We start from the raw sequence: 16403 nt of genomic DNA, 5'->3' as shown, positions 1-16403 counted from the left end.
TGTACGACACAAATCCTGTGGGAGCGAGCTTGCTCGCGAATGGCCGCGACTCGGGTTCATGCTGTTACCGGTGTGTGGCGATCCAGATCAACAACCCCGCCTGAAACACCGCAAACGCCACCAGGCACGTAATCGTGAAACGCAAACCAGCGTCTTCACGCTTGAACTTGCTGACCTTGTCTTCCTGCTTCTTCAGCTTCACTTCCTGCTCGGCCAGATTCTGCTCGGCCTGCTGAAGCATCTGCGCCGCTTCAAGAATTTCGACGATCTGCAGCTTTTCGCTGTTCCAGTCGCCGAGCAAATCGCCGACCTGCACTTCCTTGACGCTGCCCTTCAAATGCTGCGCATCGGCGTACACCACATCAAAGCCGTGCACGCGCAGGAAGTGATCGCGACGCAGACGCGTGTCTTCGTTCAGCGCGTCCTTGTTGTTCAAGTCCATGCCGTCGACGGTGTAGGTCGGCCAACGCTTTTTCGCCCAATTGATGCCTTGCGCGGCCATGTAACGGCCGATGCCACGGTTCATCGGTTCGATCTGCAAGCCGCTGTCGGGGCCGAAGTGCACACGCTTGGTGGTGTGATCCACCCACACGTCCAGCTGATTCTGTTCTTTGCGCACACGCTGGCCGGGCAGTTTAATCGCCATGCGCATCAGGCTTTTTTCTTTGCTGTTGCGTTCGGCGTAACCGAATTCGACGAAGCGCAAGGGGCGCCCGCCAGTGTTGCGATCGGTTTGCAGCGGGGCCAGGCGGAGCATCTTGTGGTGCTCGACGTGGACATCCGCCCACGGCAGCTCGACCGCTGGCGGTGCGTCTTTTTCAGCGGTGGTGTCGGGTGAAGTCTGGGTATCAGTCATAACGGCGAGATCCTGTCCAAGCCCTGCTTGTCGCCAGCTGTTGCGCTGGCGACAAAGGCTTATCGGCCGTTTTTTGCAGGACTAGAGGGCAAACAACGCTTAACTGGCGCGAAGTCCGTCAATAAACTCAATGATCTTCGCGCCGAGTTCCGCCGCCAGTGGCAAATTTGGATCCTTGTACGAAGCCAATTGCCGCTTCATATCGTTGTGGACGATGCGCATGACGTGGTTCATGCCGTCGATCACCGCCAGTTCGGCGTCGGGTTTGGCGGCCTTTAGCGCTTGCGCATCGCCAACGCCGACCTGCATGTCGTTGCTGCCCTGGACGATCAGCGCCGGCATCTGCAATTGCGCGAAGGCTTTCGCCGGATCCTGACGGAACAGCGAAATCAGATACGGCTGCACGCTCGGGCGGAAAATCACCTGCAACGGTTGCGGCACATTGTCATCGGTGTGGCCAGCCTTGAGGCTATCGAGCAATTCATTGCTGCGCAGCATCAGCGGTGGCGGCAGGCTACGGGCCAGTTGTTCGCGGATCACCTGATCGACCGGACGGGCGCTGCCGGACAGGGAAATCACCGCCGCCGCATCGACTTTCGGCGCGGCGAGGCTGGCAATCAGCGCGCCTTCACTGTGGCCGAGCAGGATCAATTTGCCGAAACGCGGATCGGCCTTGAGCTTCTGCCCCCACGCCACCGCGTCCGCCGCGTAGGCTTCCACCGACAAATTGCGCTCATCCGGCGTCGCCGCCAGGCTCGCCGCAACACCGCGCTTGTCGTAACGCACGCTGGCGATATTGTGTTTGGCCAGCACCCAGGCCAAGCGTTTTAGGCTGTCGTTGCGCCCACCGTCGGGGTTGTTTCCGTCACGATCCGTAGGACCTGAGCCAGAAATGATCAGGACAACCGGCACCGGGTTGTCAGATTTTGGCAGCAGCAGCGAACCGAAAAGTTCGCCAGTGCCGGTATCCAAAGTAACCGGGCGTTGTAGGACCGTCGCTTGGGCAAAGCCCGTAAACAGGGTAAGACTCAAGATCAAAACTCGCAGCATCATCACGCCATCATTCGCCAAGGTGCCGGTTGGACTCGCCAGCACCACTAAGGTTCGAGGATGAACTACTCGGTTAGCCTGCGTATACTGGCGCGCATCACGAATTTGGGTTTGATTTCACGGAGCGTCCTGCATGTCCGGCAATACCTACGGCAAGTTGTTCACTGTCACCACCGCTGGCGAGAGCCATGGTCCGGCGTTGGTCGCCATTGTCGACGGCTGCCCGCCGGGCCTGGAGATCTCCCTCGAAGACCTGCAGCGCGACCTCGATCGCCGCAAGCCCGGCACCAGCCGCCACACCACCCAGCGTCAGGAAGCCGACGAAGTCGAAATCCTCTCCGGGGTGTTCGAAGGGCGCACCACCGGTTGCTCGATCGGCCTGCTGATCCGCAACACCGACCAGAAGTCCAAGGACTACTCGGCGATCAAGGATCTGTTCCGCCCTGCCCACGCCGACTACACCTATCACCACAAATACGGCGAGCGCGATTACCGTGGCGGTGGCCGCAGCTCGGCCCGCGAGACCGCAATGCGCGTGGCGGCCGGGGCGATCGCCAAGAAATACCTGGCCAGCCAAGGCATCGTCATCCGTGGTTACATGAGCCAGCTCGGTCCGATCGAAATCCCGTTCAAGACCTGGGATTCGGTGGAAGAGAACGCCTTCTTCAGCCCCGATCCAGACAAAGTCCCTGAGCTGGAAGCCTACATGGACCAATTGCGCCGCGACCAAGACTCGGTCGGGGCGAAGATCACCGTCGTTGCCGAAGGCGTGATGCCAGGTCTGGGCGAGCCGATTTTCGATCGTCTCGACGCTGAGCTGGCCCATGCGCTGATGAGTATCAACGCCGTCAAAGGCGTGGAAATCGGCGCCGGATTTGCTTCGGTTGCCCAGCGCGGTACCGAACACCGTGATGAAATGACCCCGGAAGGTTTCCTCAGCAACAACGCGGGCGGCATCCTTGGCGGCATCTCGTCCGGTCAGCCGATTGTTGCCCATTTGGCGCTGAAGCCGACGTCGAGCATCACCACCCCGGGCCGTTCGATCGATATCCACGGCAATCCGGTCGATGTGATCACCAAGGGCCGTCACGACCCTTGCGTCGGCATTCGTGCAACGCCGATTGCCGAAGCGATGATGGCCATTGTGCTGATGGATCACCTGCTGCGTCACCGTGGCCAGAACGCCGATGTGCGCGTGAGCACGCCGGTGCTGGGTCAGCTTTGATGGCGGACCTTCAAGCCGTCGCGGCATAACCGTGGCGGCGCTCCCTTACTGGCGGCTGTCCAGTTTCTATCTGTTCTATTTCGCCTTGCTCGGTTCGACAGCGCCGTTTCTGGCGCTGTACTTCGATCACCTCGGCTTCAGTCCGGCGCGGATCGGTGAACTGGTCGCGATCCCGATGCTGATGCGCTGTGTGGCGCCGAACATCTGGGGCTGGCTCGGCGATTACACCGGCAAACGCTTGGCCATCGTGCGCTTCGGCGCGGTGTGTACGCTGCTGACTTTCTCGTTGATTTTCGTCAGCAAGACCTACGCCTGGCTGGCGATGGTCATGGCGTTGCACGCATTCTTCTGGCACGCGGTACTGCCGCAGTTCGAAGTCATCACCCTGGCGCATTTGCAGGGGCAGACTTCGCGTTACAGCCAGATTCGCCTGTGGGGCTCGATCGGTTTCATCATCACCGTGGTCGTACTGGGCCGGCTGTTCGAATGGCTGAGCCTCGACATCTATCCGGCGGCGCTGGTGTTGATCATGGCCGGCATCGTCCTCAGCAGTCTGTGGGTGCCGAACGCGCAACCGCCGCAAGGCAATCGGCCGAGCGGTGAGGGTTTTCTCAAGCAACTGCGCAATCCCGGCGTGCTGGCGTTCTATGGCTGCGTGGCGCTGATGCAAATGAGCCACGGCCCGTATTACACCTTTCTGACCTTGCACCTGGAACGACTCGGCTACACACGCGGCACGATCGGCATGCTCTGGGCTGTGGGTGTGGTCGCCGAAGTGCTGATGTTCATGGCGATGAGCCGGATTCTTGCGCGGTTTTCCCTGCGCCGCGTATTGATGGCAAGTTTTCTGCTGGCGGCGCTGCGCTGGTTGCTGCTAGGTTCGTTCGCCGAGTTTCTCTGGGTGCTGTTGTTCGCGCAGATTCTGCATGCGGCGACCTTCGGCAGTTTTCACGCCGCTGCCATCGCTTTCGTGCAACGTAGCTTCGGCGCGCGCCAGCAAGGGCAGGGCCAGGCGTTGTACGCCGCACTGGCCGGCACCGGCGGTGCGCTCGGCGCGTTGTATTCCGGTTACAGCTGGAATGCCCTCGGCGCGACATTGACCTTTAGTATTGCCAGTCTCGCGGCGCTCGCTGCTGCCGTTATCATTGCCACACGTATGCAAGAGGACAGGCCATGAGCCTTACGCGTGAACAACTCGCCCAGCAAATCGTCGACGCCGGGCGCTTTCTTTATGGTCGCGGCTGGTCGCCGGCCACCAGCAGCAACTACTCGACACGCCTGTCGCCGAGCGAAGCGCTGCTGACCGTGTCCGGCAAGCACAAAGGCCAGTTGGGTCTGGACGATGTGCTCGCCACCGATCTGTCGGGCAACAGCCTGGAGCCAGGCAAAAAACCGTCCGCGGAAACCCTGCTGCACACTCAGCTGTATAGCTGGCGGCCGGAGATCGGCGCAGTGCTGCACACCCATTCGGTGAATGCCACGGTGCTGTCGCGCCTGACCCCGCAAGACTTTATCGAATTCGAAGACTACGAATTGCAGAAAGCCTTCAGCGGCATCTCGACTCACGAATCGCGGGTGCGCGTGCCGATTTTCGACAACGATCAGGACATTGCGCGCCTCGCCGCCAAGGTGCAGCCTTGGCTCGACGCCCATCCCGATTGCGTCGGTTATCTGATTCGCGGTCACGGCCTCTACACCTGGGGCGCGCAGATGAGCGATGCGCTGCGGCAGATCGAGGCCTTTGAATTTCTGTTTGAATGCGAGTTGAAAACCCGCAGCGTCATGAACCGCCAAGGCTGACTTCACCAGAAGTAGCCCATTTGCCTGATGAAATGCTGTGCCCGACCGGTCTGCAAGAACCGGACGGCAAGGCCGATACCGAGGAATTGCCCCAATGAGCAGCCTGTCCGTCTATCACGTATCCAGTCCCGAGATTCCGAACAAGGTGCTGACCCACTTTGAAGACATCGCCTCGACCCTGGCCGAGCAGGGCGTGCGCTTCGACCGTTGGCAAGCCGCCGCAAAGATTCAGCCCGGCGCTACCCAGGAAGAAGTGATCAGCGCCTATCAAGAGCAGATCGACCAATTGATGACCGAGCGCGGTTACATCACCGTCGACGTGATCAGCCTGAACAGCGATCACCCACAAAAAGCCGAATTGCGTGCCAAGTTTCTCGAAGAACATCGCCATGGCGAAGACGAGGTCAGATTTTTCGTCGCCGGCCGTGGGTTGTTTACTCTGCACATCGACGATTACGTCTACGCCGTCCTCTGCGAGAAAAATGATCTGATTTCCGTGCCGGCTGGCACCAAGCACTGGTTCGACATGGGCGAGCATCCGCACTTTGTCGCGATTCGCCTGTTCAACAACCCTGAAGGCTGGGTTGCCAATTTCACCGGCGAAGACATCGCCGGCCGCTTCCCGCGTCTGGAGGACTGATTCGATGTCGATCAAAGCCATTGTCACTGACATTGAAGGCACCACCAGCGCGGTGAGTTTCGTGTTTGACGTGCTATTTCCGTACGCCGCTAAACACCTGCCGGATTTCGTTCGGCAGAACGCTGAACGCGCCGATGTCGCCGAGCAACTCGACGCCGTGCGCCGTGACAGCAATGCGCCGCAAGCCGATGTTGAGCGGGTTGTTGAAATTCTCTTGAGCTGGATCGAGGAAGATCGCAAAGCCACGCCGCTCAAGGCCTTGCAAGGCATGGTCTGGGCTCAGGGTTATCACGCCGGGCAGTTGAAGGGGCATGTTTACCCGGATGCCGTTGAAGCGCTAAAACGCTGGCACGCGGCGGGTTATCAACTGTTTGTGTACTCGTCGGGCTCGATTCAGGCGCAGAAACTGATTTTCGGCTGCTCAGAGGCGGGGGATCTGACACCGCTGTTCAGCGGCTATTTCGACACGACGTCGGGGCCCAAACGCGAGGCGCAGTCGTACACCAATATCCAGAAAGCCATTGGCGTCGAACCCGAAGAAATCCTGTTCCTCTCGGATATCGTCGAAGAGCTCGACGCCGCGCAAGCAGCCGGCCTGCAAACCTGCGGCCTCGCCCGTGAAGGCGGCGAGCTGGGCAGCCACATCACCGTCGACACCTTCACCGGCATAGAACCCGAAGCCTTCTAACCCACACAAATCAAATGTGGGAGCGAGCTTGCTCGCGAAGGCGGAATATCAGATAAAAAATTTCTCCCTGACACACCGCTTTCGCGAGCAGGCTCGCTCCCAGAGGAATTGGCGTCAGCCACAAAAAAAACAGGCCGTGAAGCGAAAGCTCCACGGCCTGTTTTGTTTAAAGCGCTTTAAAAATTACAGCGAGTGATACGTCGGCAGGGCAAAACGCTGCTGGCTCTGCAGCATGGCAATTTGCGGCAGTTCACTGGCTTGTTCAGCCAGGTCGCGGCGAATTGCACTGATCGCCCACGACAATTGGTCGCCGGCATGCAGTTGCTGATAAGTCAGTGCGCGCTTGAACACTTTGCCGTCGCTGCTGCGCAGAGTCAGCAGGATCCCGCCATCAGGACGTGGCGCAGTGGTGACGTCGAAGTTGGAGAACAGGGAGGTAAATTTTTCTTGGATCAGGCTCATGTCTATCAGCTCCTTATGCACTTGAATGGCAAGCATGCAGAGGAGGTTGCAGCGATTGTGCCAGCATTTGAAATTAATAAAATCCTTATAAATCAATAAGTTAAAAAATAGGAAAATTCAGGTTGTCGTGCAAACTGCATGAATGGCCATCGTGCATCCTGCATTTTGCGGGATCGTTATCGAAACAACGGAACCAATCGCTTACCCGATGATCATCGCCGCCGTCGGCCGATCAGCGGATACAAAACATTGCAAAAACCGCGTGTACAGCTCGAGAAGCGCTGACGTATTTTCGATCTCGACCCGCGCTTGAGTGCGCTGGTTGCTTCAAGCAAGCCCGAAAAATAAAAACATCGACCTGCACGCCAAGGTCGGACGGGGAGCTTTCATGAGCCACGCGCCAAGCGACACGATTACCTGGGGCATGATGCTCCGCAAACTGCCGATGATTGCCAAAGCCATTCCGCGAGTGGTCAAGGGCATGAAGGTGGCCAACGTCACGGATCCGACCCAAAGCTGTGGCCTTGGCTGGACATTCGAACAAGCGACGCTGCGCAATCCCGAGGGCCAGGCGTTGTTGCAGGGCGATGTGCGGCTGACCTATGCGCAGGTCAACCAGTGGGCCAACCGCATCGCTCATTATCTGAACGGGCAGGGCATCGGCAAGGGCGACGTGGTCGCGGTGTTCATCGAAAACCGCCCGGAATTGCTGGTGACCATTCTGGCGCTGGCCAAGGTCGGCGCGGTCAGCGCGCTGCTCAATACCTCGCAGACTCGCGACACGCTGATCCATAGCGTGAATCTGGTGGCGCCGGAAGCGATTGTGGTCGGCGAAGAACTGCTTCCGGCTTATGCGGCAATTCGCGAGCAAGTGGCGATTACCACGCCGCGCACCTGGTTTGTCGCCGATCAGGACACCTACAGCCATCCGGGCATTGCGCCCGAAGGCTACGTCAATCTGATCAGCGCCAGTGCCGATGCCTCCAGCGAAAATCCGCCGAGCAGTCAGCAGGTGTTTTTCGACGATCCGTGTTTCTACATTTACACCTCCGGCACCACCGGCCTGCCCAAGGCCGGCGTGTTCAAACATGGTCGCTGGATGCGCAGTTCTGCCAGTTTCGGCATGATCGCCCTCAACATGGGCCCCGACGATGTCGTCTACTGCACCTTGCCGCTGTATCACGCCACCGGTCTTTGCGTGTGCTGGGGCTCGGCAGTCAACGGCGCCTCGGGCTTCGCGATTCGTCGCAAGTTCAGCGCCAGCCAGTTCTGGAACGACGTGCGTCGTTATCGCGCGACCACCATCGGTTACGTCGGCGAATTGTGTCGTTATCTGGTCGATCAACCGGCCAGCGCCGATGACAGCCGCCACGATGTGCGCAAGATGATCGGCAACGGCTTGCGTCCCGGCGCCTGGGCCGAATTCAAGACACGCTTCGCCGTCGAGCACATCTGCGAACTGTATGCGGCGAGCGACGGCAATATCGGTTTCACCAACATTCTCAACTTCGACAACACCATTGGCTTCTCGCTGATGGCGTGGGAGCTGGTGGCCTACGATCATGACAGCGGTGAACCGCTGCGCAGCGCCGACGGTTTCATGAGCAAGGTTGGCAAAGGTGAGCAGGGCTTGCTGCTGGCGCGGATCGACGAGAAGGCGCCGCTGGACGGCTACACCGATCCGCAGAAAACCGCCAAGGTCGTGCTGCACGACGTGTTTAGCAAAGGCGATCGCTTTTTCAACACCGGCGACCTACTGCGCAATATCGGTTTTGGCCACGCACAATTTGTTGATCGGCTCGGTGATACGTATCGCTGGAAGGGCGAAAACGTCTCGACCACTGAAGTCGAAAACCTGTTGCTGCAACACCCGCACATCTCTGAGGCGGTGGCGTATGGCGTGGAAATCCGCAATACCAACGGCCGTGCCGGGATGGCGGCGATAACGCCTGCGGAATCCCTTGCGACGCTGGATTTCGCCGAGTTGCTGACCTTTGCCCGGGAGCGTATGCCGGCCTATGCCGTACCGTTGTTCCTGCGAGTGAAGGTCAAGATGGAAACTACCGGCACCTTCAAATATCAGAAAACACGCCTGAAAAATGAAGGCTTCGACCCCGGCCAGACGGGTGATGACCCGATCTATGCATGGCTGCCCGGCACCCAGACCTACGTTCGGGTCACCGACGAGGTGCTGGCGGAAATTCATCAAGGCAAACATCGTTATTGAATCTGGCTATGAGACGGCTTGAGAAAAAGGGGGTGACAGCCAGCGTCTCGCTCGGGAAACTGTCGGCTTTCCGATTGACCGAAAGTGGAGTTGCCCCATGTCCGACCAAAGCCGCCAGATGACCCCTGAAGAAGCTGCCGAATTCACCGAGCAGGTTTTCAACAAGGCGCGTGACGGTGATGCTGAGATGCTTGATCGTCTGGTAACGGCCGGTTTGCCGGTGAACCTGAAAAACAGCAAGGGCGACACATTGCTGATGCTGGCCAGCTACTACGGCCATGTGGATGCGGTGCAAGTGCTGCTTAAACACAAGGCTGACCCGGAAATGCGCAATGGCAACGGCCAGAGTCCGATTGCCGGTGCGGCGTTCAAAGGCGATCTGGCGGTGGTCACGGCGTTGGTCGAGGCGGGTGCAGAGATTGAGGGCTCGTCGTTTGATGGGCGTACGGCGCTGATGATGGCAGCGATGTTCAACCGCGTTGCAATCGTTGAATACCTGATCAGCAAAGGCGCCAACGCGCAGGCCAAGGACGCCAATGGCGTGACCGCGCTCGACGCTGCACGGACGATGGGCGCGGTTGATACCACGGCGCAGCTGGAAAAATTGTTGGGTTGATAAGATCAGAAGATCGCAGCCTGCGGCAGCTCCTACACTGATTGCGTTTGTGGCCCGTTTCGCGGTCGAACGCTGAACTTGCAGGAGCTGCCGCAGGCTGCGATCTTTTGCTTTGTGCGCTATCCTCCGCGCCCTCGAAATTCACCTTCGCCACAGGATCCGCCCTCATGAAAGCCGCACTCGTCGAACTCATCAGCAAAATCAGCTCCGGCTGCATGGGCGAGGACGAGATCGTGAAAGTCGCCGACGAAGCGGCACAGGCCTACGCCGATGCTGATGCTTTTCTGACCGCCAACCCGGACATCAACTATGACGACACATTCCCGATCCCGTTGGGTGAGTGGGTCGTAGTCGGCAGTCTGCCGGAAACCGTGCTGTTCCAGGCTGACACCTACGTCGATTTGTTCGCGCAGATTGTTGCCTCGTTCGGTCCGGGCGTCGATTTCAACCTCAAGCCCAAGCAACTGGCCAAAACCGAAGCCTTGACCGCTCTCAACCGCATTCAGGTGCAAATGAGCAGCATGAACAAGGAGAACGGCGGTTACACGCTGATGAACTTCAGTCAGTTGCTCGACGACGAGCTGCAAATGGTTTTGGTCTACGGCAACGACGTGCCACGGGTACTGGAGTTGTGCGCTGAAGTCGGCATCGCCGCCGCGCCATCGCTTGAAGCCCTGAAGATCGCTGTTCACGTCTGAACGCAATAAAAGGGAACCCTGCGCGCGACCGTCTATCCTAAAAGTGCATGCCACTATTCTGGAGCGACACCATGGGTTCCACGTTCAACGGTCTGATCGGCCTGATCATCCTTGCCCTCGACATCTGGGCCATCATCAACGTGTTGAAAAGCGGCGCGACCACCGGGATGAAAATCGTCTGGGTGCTGCTGATCATCCTCCTGCCGGTGCTGGGCCTGATCATCTGGGCTATTGCCGGACCGCGCGGTAACGTGCGGATCTGACACTGATCCCGAGAACACCGCAATACCCTGTAGGAGTGAGCCTGCTCGCGATAGCTATCCTTCAGTCAATGAGTCAGTGACTGAAAAACCGCTATCGCGAGCAGGCTCACTCCTACAAGGGATTGTGGTCTGCCGATGAAGTGAGGTTCGACCTGTCATCTTCGGCATCGTAGAATGCGCGCCTTTCCCGGGCAATCGTCCCCACGATTGGCGCCCGCGCATTCATCGGAGCACTTGACCATGACCGTCACCAAAACCAGCGAGTACCTGGAAACCCTTTACGAAGGCTACGGCCAGCGTTTTCGCATGGAAAAACTGCTGCACGAAGTGCGCACCGAACACCAGCATCTGGTGATTTTCCAGAACCCGCGCATGGGTCGTGTAATGGCGCTGGACGGCGTGATCCAGACCACCGAAGCCGACGAATTCATCTACCACGAAATGCTCACCCACGTGCCGATCCTCGCCCACGGCAGCGCCAAGCGCGTGCTGATCATTGGTGGCGGTGACGGCGGCATGCTCCGTGAAGTGACCAAGCACGCTGGTGTCGAGCACATCACCATGGTCGAGATCGACGGCACCGTGGTCGACATGTGCAAAGAGTTCCTGCCGAACCACTCCAGCGGCGCCTACGACGATCCACGCCTGAACCTGGTGATCGACGACGGCATGCGTTTCGTCGCCACTACCACCGAAAAATTCGACGTGATCATCTCCGACTCCACCGACCCGATCGGCCCGGGCGAAGTGCTGTTCTCGGAGAACTTCTACCAGGCGTGCCATCGCTGCCTGAACGAGGGCGGCATCCTCGTGACCCAGAACGGCACGCCGTTCATGCAAATCGACGAAGTGAAAACCACTGCCGGTCGCCTGAACAGCCTGTTCCCGGACTGGCACTTCTATCAGGCCGCCGTGCCGACCTACATCGGTGGCTCGATGACGTTCGCCTGGGGCTCGACCAACCCGGCTTACCGCAAGCTCAGCCGTGAAACCCTGCAACAGCGCTTCATTGGCAGCGGCATCGTCACTCGCTACTACAACCCGGAAATCCACATCGGCGCCTTCGCCTTGCCGCAGTACGTGCTGCAGGCGATCAACAAGCCAAGCAACGACTAAAGAACACTGAAACTCCCCTGTGGGAGCGAGCTTGCTCGCGAAATCGGACTGTCAGGCAACATATTTGTTGAATGAAAAACCGCTTTCGCGAGCAAGCTCGCTCCCACATTTGCTTCCCCGTAATGTAGATGTCGTTTTATTCATGTTCGTGCGCTGTAATCCTTTTGAACCAACTTTCGGCGCACCAGTCGATTTAGGTGTAAGCCCATTTGCGGGTTTGATCGAGGAGGCACCGATGCAAAAGTGGAAAGTCACTTTCGTGGACGATCATGGTGAAATTGTCGATGAGGTGTTCGAGCGCGCGGAATGCCCCAGCGACGATGAGGCCGCTCGATTGATCAAGGAACGGCTCCTGCCCGTCGCCGCCAAACTGGATCTCAACGATCTGGAAGGGCGAACCCCCGATGCTGGCGTCAAAAGCCTCGAAACCCAAAACAGCATCAAGATCCGCAGCATCACTCCAATCTGAAAATCTTCCTTCATCCGAAGCAACCAGGCCTTGGCAGCGGCTCTAACTTGGGGCTACTCTGCAAGCGAGATCAGCGAACGGATCGCTAAGGTCTGGTCTTGTCAGCTACATGCTTGTTCCCGCGTGCAACCACGTTGCCGTCGTACTTTGGCCTAAGGCCCGGGGCGGGAATACGGAAAGTCTATCCATCTATGCGAGGGGGACGATTCATGAGCACAGCCTATCAAGAAGACATCAGCAGCAATGTTCTGCGCCGCATGAAAGAAGGCGGTTTCGATTTTTCCCGATTCCATCCCATCGAGTTCTACGCGATTTTCCCGGACGAGGAGCGGGCGCGCAGGGCGGCAGGCAAATTTCGCGGTGAATCCATCAATGCCCAGGTCAGCGTGCGTGATGACGGTGCGTGGGCGCTGGAATTGAGCAAAGTGATGTACGCGACCTATGACGATATCGGCGACTTCGAGCAGGGTTTCTCTGCCGTGGTTGAACCTCTGGGCGGCATTATCGAAGGCTGGGGTGTGAAACAGGAGGTGCGCAACCGCCACCGTTTGAACTGATCTCTGGTTTCATTTGTTGAACAACGGCTGACCTTCGGGTTGGCCGTTGTCATTTTCGGCGTAAGCAAAACCCTGAAACAAGAAACCGAGGCAAAAAAAAGCCACCGGAGAGGGTGGCTAAAAGGGAAGACCGATAAGGAGAGGAAACCGGTCAGGGTTACAGCGGGGCGGGCTGCGAGGGCAGTCCAGGTCAGTTGAGCTGGCGACTTCGCGGCGCTGTGCGCGGGGAAGTTTTGCAGCGAATGCGCGGATTATCCGCAGGCAGTGCCGGGCAGTGAAATTAACTCTGACTATGCTGGTGATAGGCGATGCAGTGCGTCGCAATGAAGCGGGGGCAATCCGGTTGGGGCATTTGCCGCACAGGAATGGTGCGGTGCTTGCGGTGTGTATTTTCAACCGATTGAAATCAAAGCGTTTATGCCGATGGCACGGGCCTTGCGAAGGCCTGTATGTCCGGGTGACAAGGAGTACGGCATGATCCGCACCTATTTTGATGAGATGTACGATGCCGGCGGCCAGGTTCGCCCGCATTATCGCGAGTTCGCCCGCTGGCTGGCCGACACGCCTGACGAGCTGCTGGCCCAACGGCGACGCGAGGCTGACTTGCTGTTCCATCGCGCCGGGATCACTTTCACGCTCTATGGCGACGAGCAGGGCACCGAGCGCCTGATTCCTTTCGACACCATCCCGCGCAGCATTCCCGCCAGCGAGTGGCGAATCGTCGAGCGCGGCTGCATCCAGCGGGTCAAGGCGCTGAACATGTTTCTCGCTGACCTCTATCATGAGCAGCGCATCATCAAGGCCGGGATCATTCCTGCCGAACAGGTGCTGGCCAACGAGCAATATCAGTTGGCGATGCAAGGCCTCGATCTGCACCGTGATATCTATTCGCACATCTCCGGCGTCGATCTGGTGCGCGATGGCGACGGCACCTATTACGTGCTCGAAGACAACCTGCGCACCCCGAGCGGCGTCAGCTATATGCTCGAAGACCGCAAGATGATGATGCGCCTGTTCCCGGAGCTGTTTGCCGCGCAGCGCATTGCGCCGATCGATCACTACCCGAACCTGCTACTCGACACCCTGAAAAGCTCAAGTCCGATCGACGACCCGAGCGTCGTAGTGCTGACGCCCGGACGCTTCAACAGTGCATTCTTCGAACACGCGTTTCTCGCCCGGGAAATGGGCGTGGAACTGGTCGAAGGCGCGGATCTGTTCGTGCGTGACGACAAAGTGTTCATGCGCACCACCGACGGCCCGAAAGCGGTGGACGTGATCTACCGCCGCCTCGACGACGCGTTCCTCGATCCGCTGGCGTTCAATCCCGACTCGATGCTCGGTGTGCCGGGGCTGCTGTCGTCCTATCGCTCCGGCAATGTGGTGCTGGCCAACGCCATCGGCACTGGCGTGGCGGACGACAAATCGGTGTACCCGTTTGTTACCGACATGATCCGGTTCTACCTCGACGAAGAACCGATCCTGAAGAACGTGCCGACCTGGCAATGCCGCAACCCGTCTGAACTTTCCCACGTGCTGGCCAATCTTCCAGATCTGGTGGTCAAGGAAACCCAAGGCTCCGGCGGGTACGGAATGCTGGTGGGTCCGGCGTCGACGAAGGCCGAAATCGACGCGTTCCGCGAGCGGATCAAGGCCAAGCCCCACGCGTATATCGCGCAACCGACGCTGTCGCTGTCGACTTGTCCGACCTTTGTCGAAAACGGCATTGCGCCGCGCCATATCGACTTGCGTCCGTTTGTCTTGTCCGGGCGCGAAACCCGCGTGGTGCCCGGCGGTTTGACCCGTGTCGCGCTGCGCGAAGGCTCCCTGGTGGTGAATTCCTCCCAGGGTGGCGGAACCAAGGACACCTGGGTGGTCGAGGATTGAAGGAAGCTTGCCATGTTAAGTAGAACTGCCTCGGATCTGTATTGGATGTCGCGTTACCTGGAGCGGGCGGAAAACCTCGCCCGGATGCTCGACATCAGTTATTCGCTGTCGCTGATGCCGCAGGACGGTCGCGGCGACGGTTTGCACGAATTGGCCATGCCGCTGCTGATCACCGGCACCCTCGACGATTATCTGGAACGTCACGGCGCGCTGCATGCCGAGCGCCTGTTGCACTTTTTCGCCCTCGATGCGGCCAATCCGGCGAGCATCTACAGCTGCCTCGGCGCGGCGCGGGCCAGTGCTCACGCGGTACGCGGACGCATCACGGCGGACATGTGGGAGAACATCAACTCGACGTGGCTGGAGATTCGCGGGATCGCTGAACAGGGCCTGAGCCGCTACGGCATGAGCCGTTTCTGCGAATGGATCAAGGAGCGTTCGCACCTGTTCCGTGGTGCGTCCTACGGCACGATCATGCGTAATGATGCGTTTCGTTTCATTCGCCTCGGTACGTTCATCGAACGCGCGGACAACACCCTGCGATTGCTCGATGCCCGCTATGAAATGGCTGGCGATCAGGCTGAAGCGGTCAGCGATGGCACCGCCCACGCCTATTACCAATGGAGTGCGTTGCTAAGGGCCTTGTCGTCATTCGAGGCGTACACCGAAATCTACCGCGATGCGCCCGGCGCCCGGCATGTCGCCGAGTTGCTGCTGTTGCGCGCCGATGTACCGCGTTCACTGCGGGCCTGCACCGAAGAGATCGATCAGATTCTCGCGCAGTTGCCCGGGGCCAACGGCCGACCGGCGCAGCGTCTGGCGGCAGAGATGGACGCACGCTTGCGCTACACCGGCATCAACGAAATTCTCGAGGAAGGCCTGCACGCTTGGCTGACCGAATTCATCCCGCTGGTGCGCCAGTTGGGCAACGCCATTCACAGTTCCTACCTGGAGGCTGCATGAGACTTTCCATTAGCCACGAGACCACCTATCACTACGAAGATCAGGTGCGGGCGAGCATCCAGTACCTGCGGCTGACCCCCCACGACAGCGAGCGTCAGCATGTGCTGAGCTGGCAACTCGACCTGCCGCGCCCGGTGCGTGCGCAACTCGATCCGTTCGGCAATATTCTGCATGTGCTGACCATGGATGAACCGCACGAAGCGATCATCATCGGCGCGCGCGGCCAGGTTGATATCGATGAGTTGCGCGAGGCCGAGCATGAGAGCCAGTCGGCGCTGCCGTTCCTGCGTTTTACCCGGCTGACTGAGGCAGATGAGGCGTTGCGCGCGTTTGCCGAGAGATCCTGCAAACAGCGGCGCGATCGCACCGCGCTGATCGATCTGATGCACGGTTTGAATCAGCACATGACCTACACGCCGGGTTCCACCGAAGTCGACACCAGCGCGGCGGAAGCCTTCGCCGGGCGTGCCGGGGTTTGTCAGGATCACGCTCATGCGTTTCTGGCTTGCGCACGCAGCCTCGGGATTCCGTCGCGTTATGTTTCGGGGTATTTGTACAGCGAGGATTGTGAACATTTGGCCAGCCACGCCTGGGCAGAAGCATGGCTGGATGACGCCTGGTACAGCTTTGACGTGACCAATCAACTGGCGCGGCCGGAGCGACATCTGAAACTGGCGGTGGGCCTGGATTATCTGGATGCCTGCCCGGTACGCGGCATGCGCCGGGGCGGTGGGTGTGAGCAGATGCATGCGAAAGTGTTCGTCTCACCAACCCCAGTCATCTCCGTACAACAACAGTAACGGACTAACACAAAACCCTTGTAGGAGTGAGCCTGCTCGCGATAGCGGTCTGACAGTTGAATTATCAGTGTCTGACACTCCGCTATCGC

18 protein-coding genes are annotated in these 16403 nt (G+C 59.0%); 15 read left to right on the top strand and 3 right to left on the bottom strand.

Annotated elements, in window-relative coordinates:
* Positions 1-64 precede the first annotated feature (64 nt).
* Entirely contained in the window at positions 65-856 is a 792-nt protein-coding gene (locus ACW9IR_RS24485) for a hypothetical protein (protein ID WP_110721157.1), read from the bottom strand.
* A gap of 99 nt (positions 857-955) precedes the next feature.
* Complete coding sequence (locus tag ACW9IR_RS24480) at positions 956-1909, bottom strand: alpha/beta hydrolase (protein WP_095120115.1); 954 nt, start codon at positions 1907-1909, stop codon at positions 956-958.
* 130 nt (positions 1910-2039) lie between these two features.
* Here ACW9IR_RS24480 and aroC point away from each other — a divergent pair, with 130 nt between their 5' ends.
* The 5 genes from aroC (at position 2040) to mtnC (ending at position 6259) form a co-directional block, all read left to right on the top strand.
* On the top strand, positions 2040-3131 hold the full coding sequence (gene aroC / locus ACW9IR_RS24475) for a chorismate synthase (protein ID WP_077571784.1): 1092 nt from the start codon (positions 2040-2042) through the stop codon (positions 3129-3131).
* A gap of 31 nt (positions 3132-3162) precedes the next feature.
* A complete protein-coding gene (locus tag ACW9IR_RS24470; protein WP_016982896.1) occupies positions 3163-4308 on the top strand; it encodes an MFS transporter in 1146 nt (381 codons plus the stop codon).
* Positions 4305-4931 carry a methylthioribulose 1-phosphate dehydratase gene (locus tag ACW9IR_RS24465; RefSeq protein ID WP_007959997.1) on the top strand — a complete coding sequence of 209 codons (627 nt, stop codon included), beginning with the start codon at positions 4305-4307 and terminating at the stop codon, positions 4929-4931. Before ACW9IR_RS24470 ends, ACW9IR_RS24465 begins: the two co-directional genes overlap by 4 nt.
* A gap of 94 nt (positions 4932-5025) precedes the next feature.
* Positions 5026-5571: a 1,2-dihydroxy-3-keto-5-methylthiopentene dioxygenase gene (locus ACW9IR_RS24460; RefSeq protein WP_457465306.1), complete on the top strand. Its 546-nt coding sequence runs from the start codon at positions 5026-5028 to the stop codon at positions 5569-5571.
* Positions 5572-5575: 4 nt separating this feature from the next.
* Entirely contained in the window at positions 5576-6259 is a 684-nt protein-coding gene (mtnC, locus tag ACW9IR_RS24455; protein ID WP_150794499.1) for an acireductone synthase, read from the top strand.
* Positions 6260-6442: 183 nt separating this feature from the next.
* On the opposite strand, the gene ACW9IR_RS24450 is transcribed toward mtnC, so the two are convergent.
* Positions 6443-6721 carry a DUF3509 domain-containing protein gene (locus tag ACW9IR_RS24450; protein WP_008080936.1) on the bottom strand — a complete coding sequence of 93 codons (279 nt, stop codon included), beginning with the start codon at positions 6719-6721 and terminating at the stop codon, positions 6443-6445.
* A 388-nt stretch (positions 6722-7109) separates the two neighbouring features.
* Between ACW9IR_RS24450 and ACW9IR_RS24445 the strand changes: the two genes are divergently transcribed.
* From ACW9IR_RS24445 to ACW9IR_RS24400, 10 genes are all read left to right on the top strand, one after another.
* Positions 7110-8948, top strand: a complete 1839-nt coding sequence (locus tag ACW9IR_RS24445) for a long-chain-acyl-CoA synthetase (protein WP_457465305.1) — start codon at positions 7110-7112, stop codon at positions 8946-8948.
* 97 nt (positions 8949-9045) lie between these two features.
* Complete coding sequence (locus ACW9IR_RS24440; protein ID WP_457465304.1) at positions 9046-9564, top strand: ankyrin repeat domain-containing protein; 519 nt, start codon at positions 9046-9048, stop codon at positions 9562-9564.
* A 167-nt stretch (positions 9565-9731) separates the two neighbouring features.
* Complete coding sequence (locus ACW9IR_RS24435) at positions 9732-10262, top strand: hypothetical protein (RefSeq protein ID WP_150730535.1); 531 nt, start codon at positions 9732-9734, stop codon at positions 10260-10262.
* Between the two features lie 71 nt (positions 10263-10333).
* Positions 10334-10525, top strand: a complete 192-nt coding sequence (locus ACW9IR_RS24430; RefSeq protein WP_007914053.1) for a PLDc N-terminal domain-containing protein — start codon at positions 10334-10336, stop codon at positions 10523-10525.
* A gap of 240 nt (positions 10526-10765) precedes the next feature.
* Positions 10766-11641 (top strand): polyamine aminopropyltransferase, encoded by an 876-nt coding sequence (speE, locus tag ACW9IR_RS24425; protein ID WP_016982904.1) that lies wholly within the window; start codon positions 10766-10768, stop codon positions 11639-11641.
* A gap of 235 nt (positions 11642-11876) precedes the next feature.
* Positions 11877-12110, top strand: a complete 234-nt coding sequence (locus ACW9IR_RS24420) for a hypothetical protein (protein ID WP_041068889.1) — start codon at positions 11877-11879, stop codon at positions 12108-12110.
* 209 nt (positions 12111-12319) lie between these two features.
* Positions 12320-12667: a ribonuclease E inhibitor RraB gene (locus ACW9IR_RS24415; RefSeq protein WP_007914059.1), complete on the top strand. Its 348-nt coding sequence runs from the start codon at positions 12320-12322 to the stop codon at positions 12665-12667.
* A gap of 474 nt (positions 12668-13141) precedes the next feature.
* A complete protein-coding gene (locus ACW9IR_RS24410; protein ID WP_007914061.1) occupies positions 13142-14551 on the top strand; it encodes a circularly permuted type 2 ATP-grasp protein in 1410 nt (469 codons plus the stop codon).
* Positions 14552-14563: 12 nt separating this feature from the next.
* A complete protein-coding gene (locus tag ACW9IR_RS24405) occupies positions 14564-15514 on the top strand; it encodes an alpha-E domain-containing protein (RefSeq protein ID WP_016982907.1) in 951 nt (316 codons plus the stop codon).
* Positions 15511-16314 carry a transglutaminase family protein gene (locus tag ACW9IR_RS24400; protein WP_102901166.1) on the top strand — a complete coding sequence of 268 codons (804 nt, stop codon included), beginning with the start codon at positions 15511-15513 and terminating at the stop codon, positions 16312-16314. Before ACW9IR_RS24405 ends, ACW9IR_RS24400 begins: the two co-directional genes overlap by 4 nt.
* Positions 16315-16403: the final 89 nt, after the last annotated feature.

It is taken from the genome of Pseudomonas sp. SDT291_1_S447, from assembly GCF_054070155.1.
Note: the sequence above shows the minus strand (reverse complement) of the source record. Positions and strands in the feature narration are given on the sequence as shown.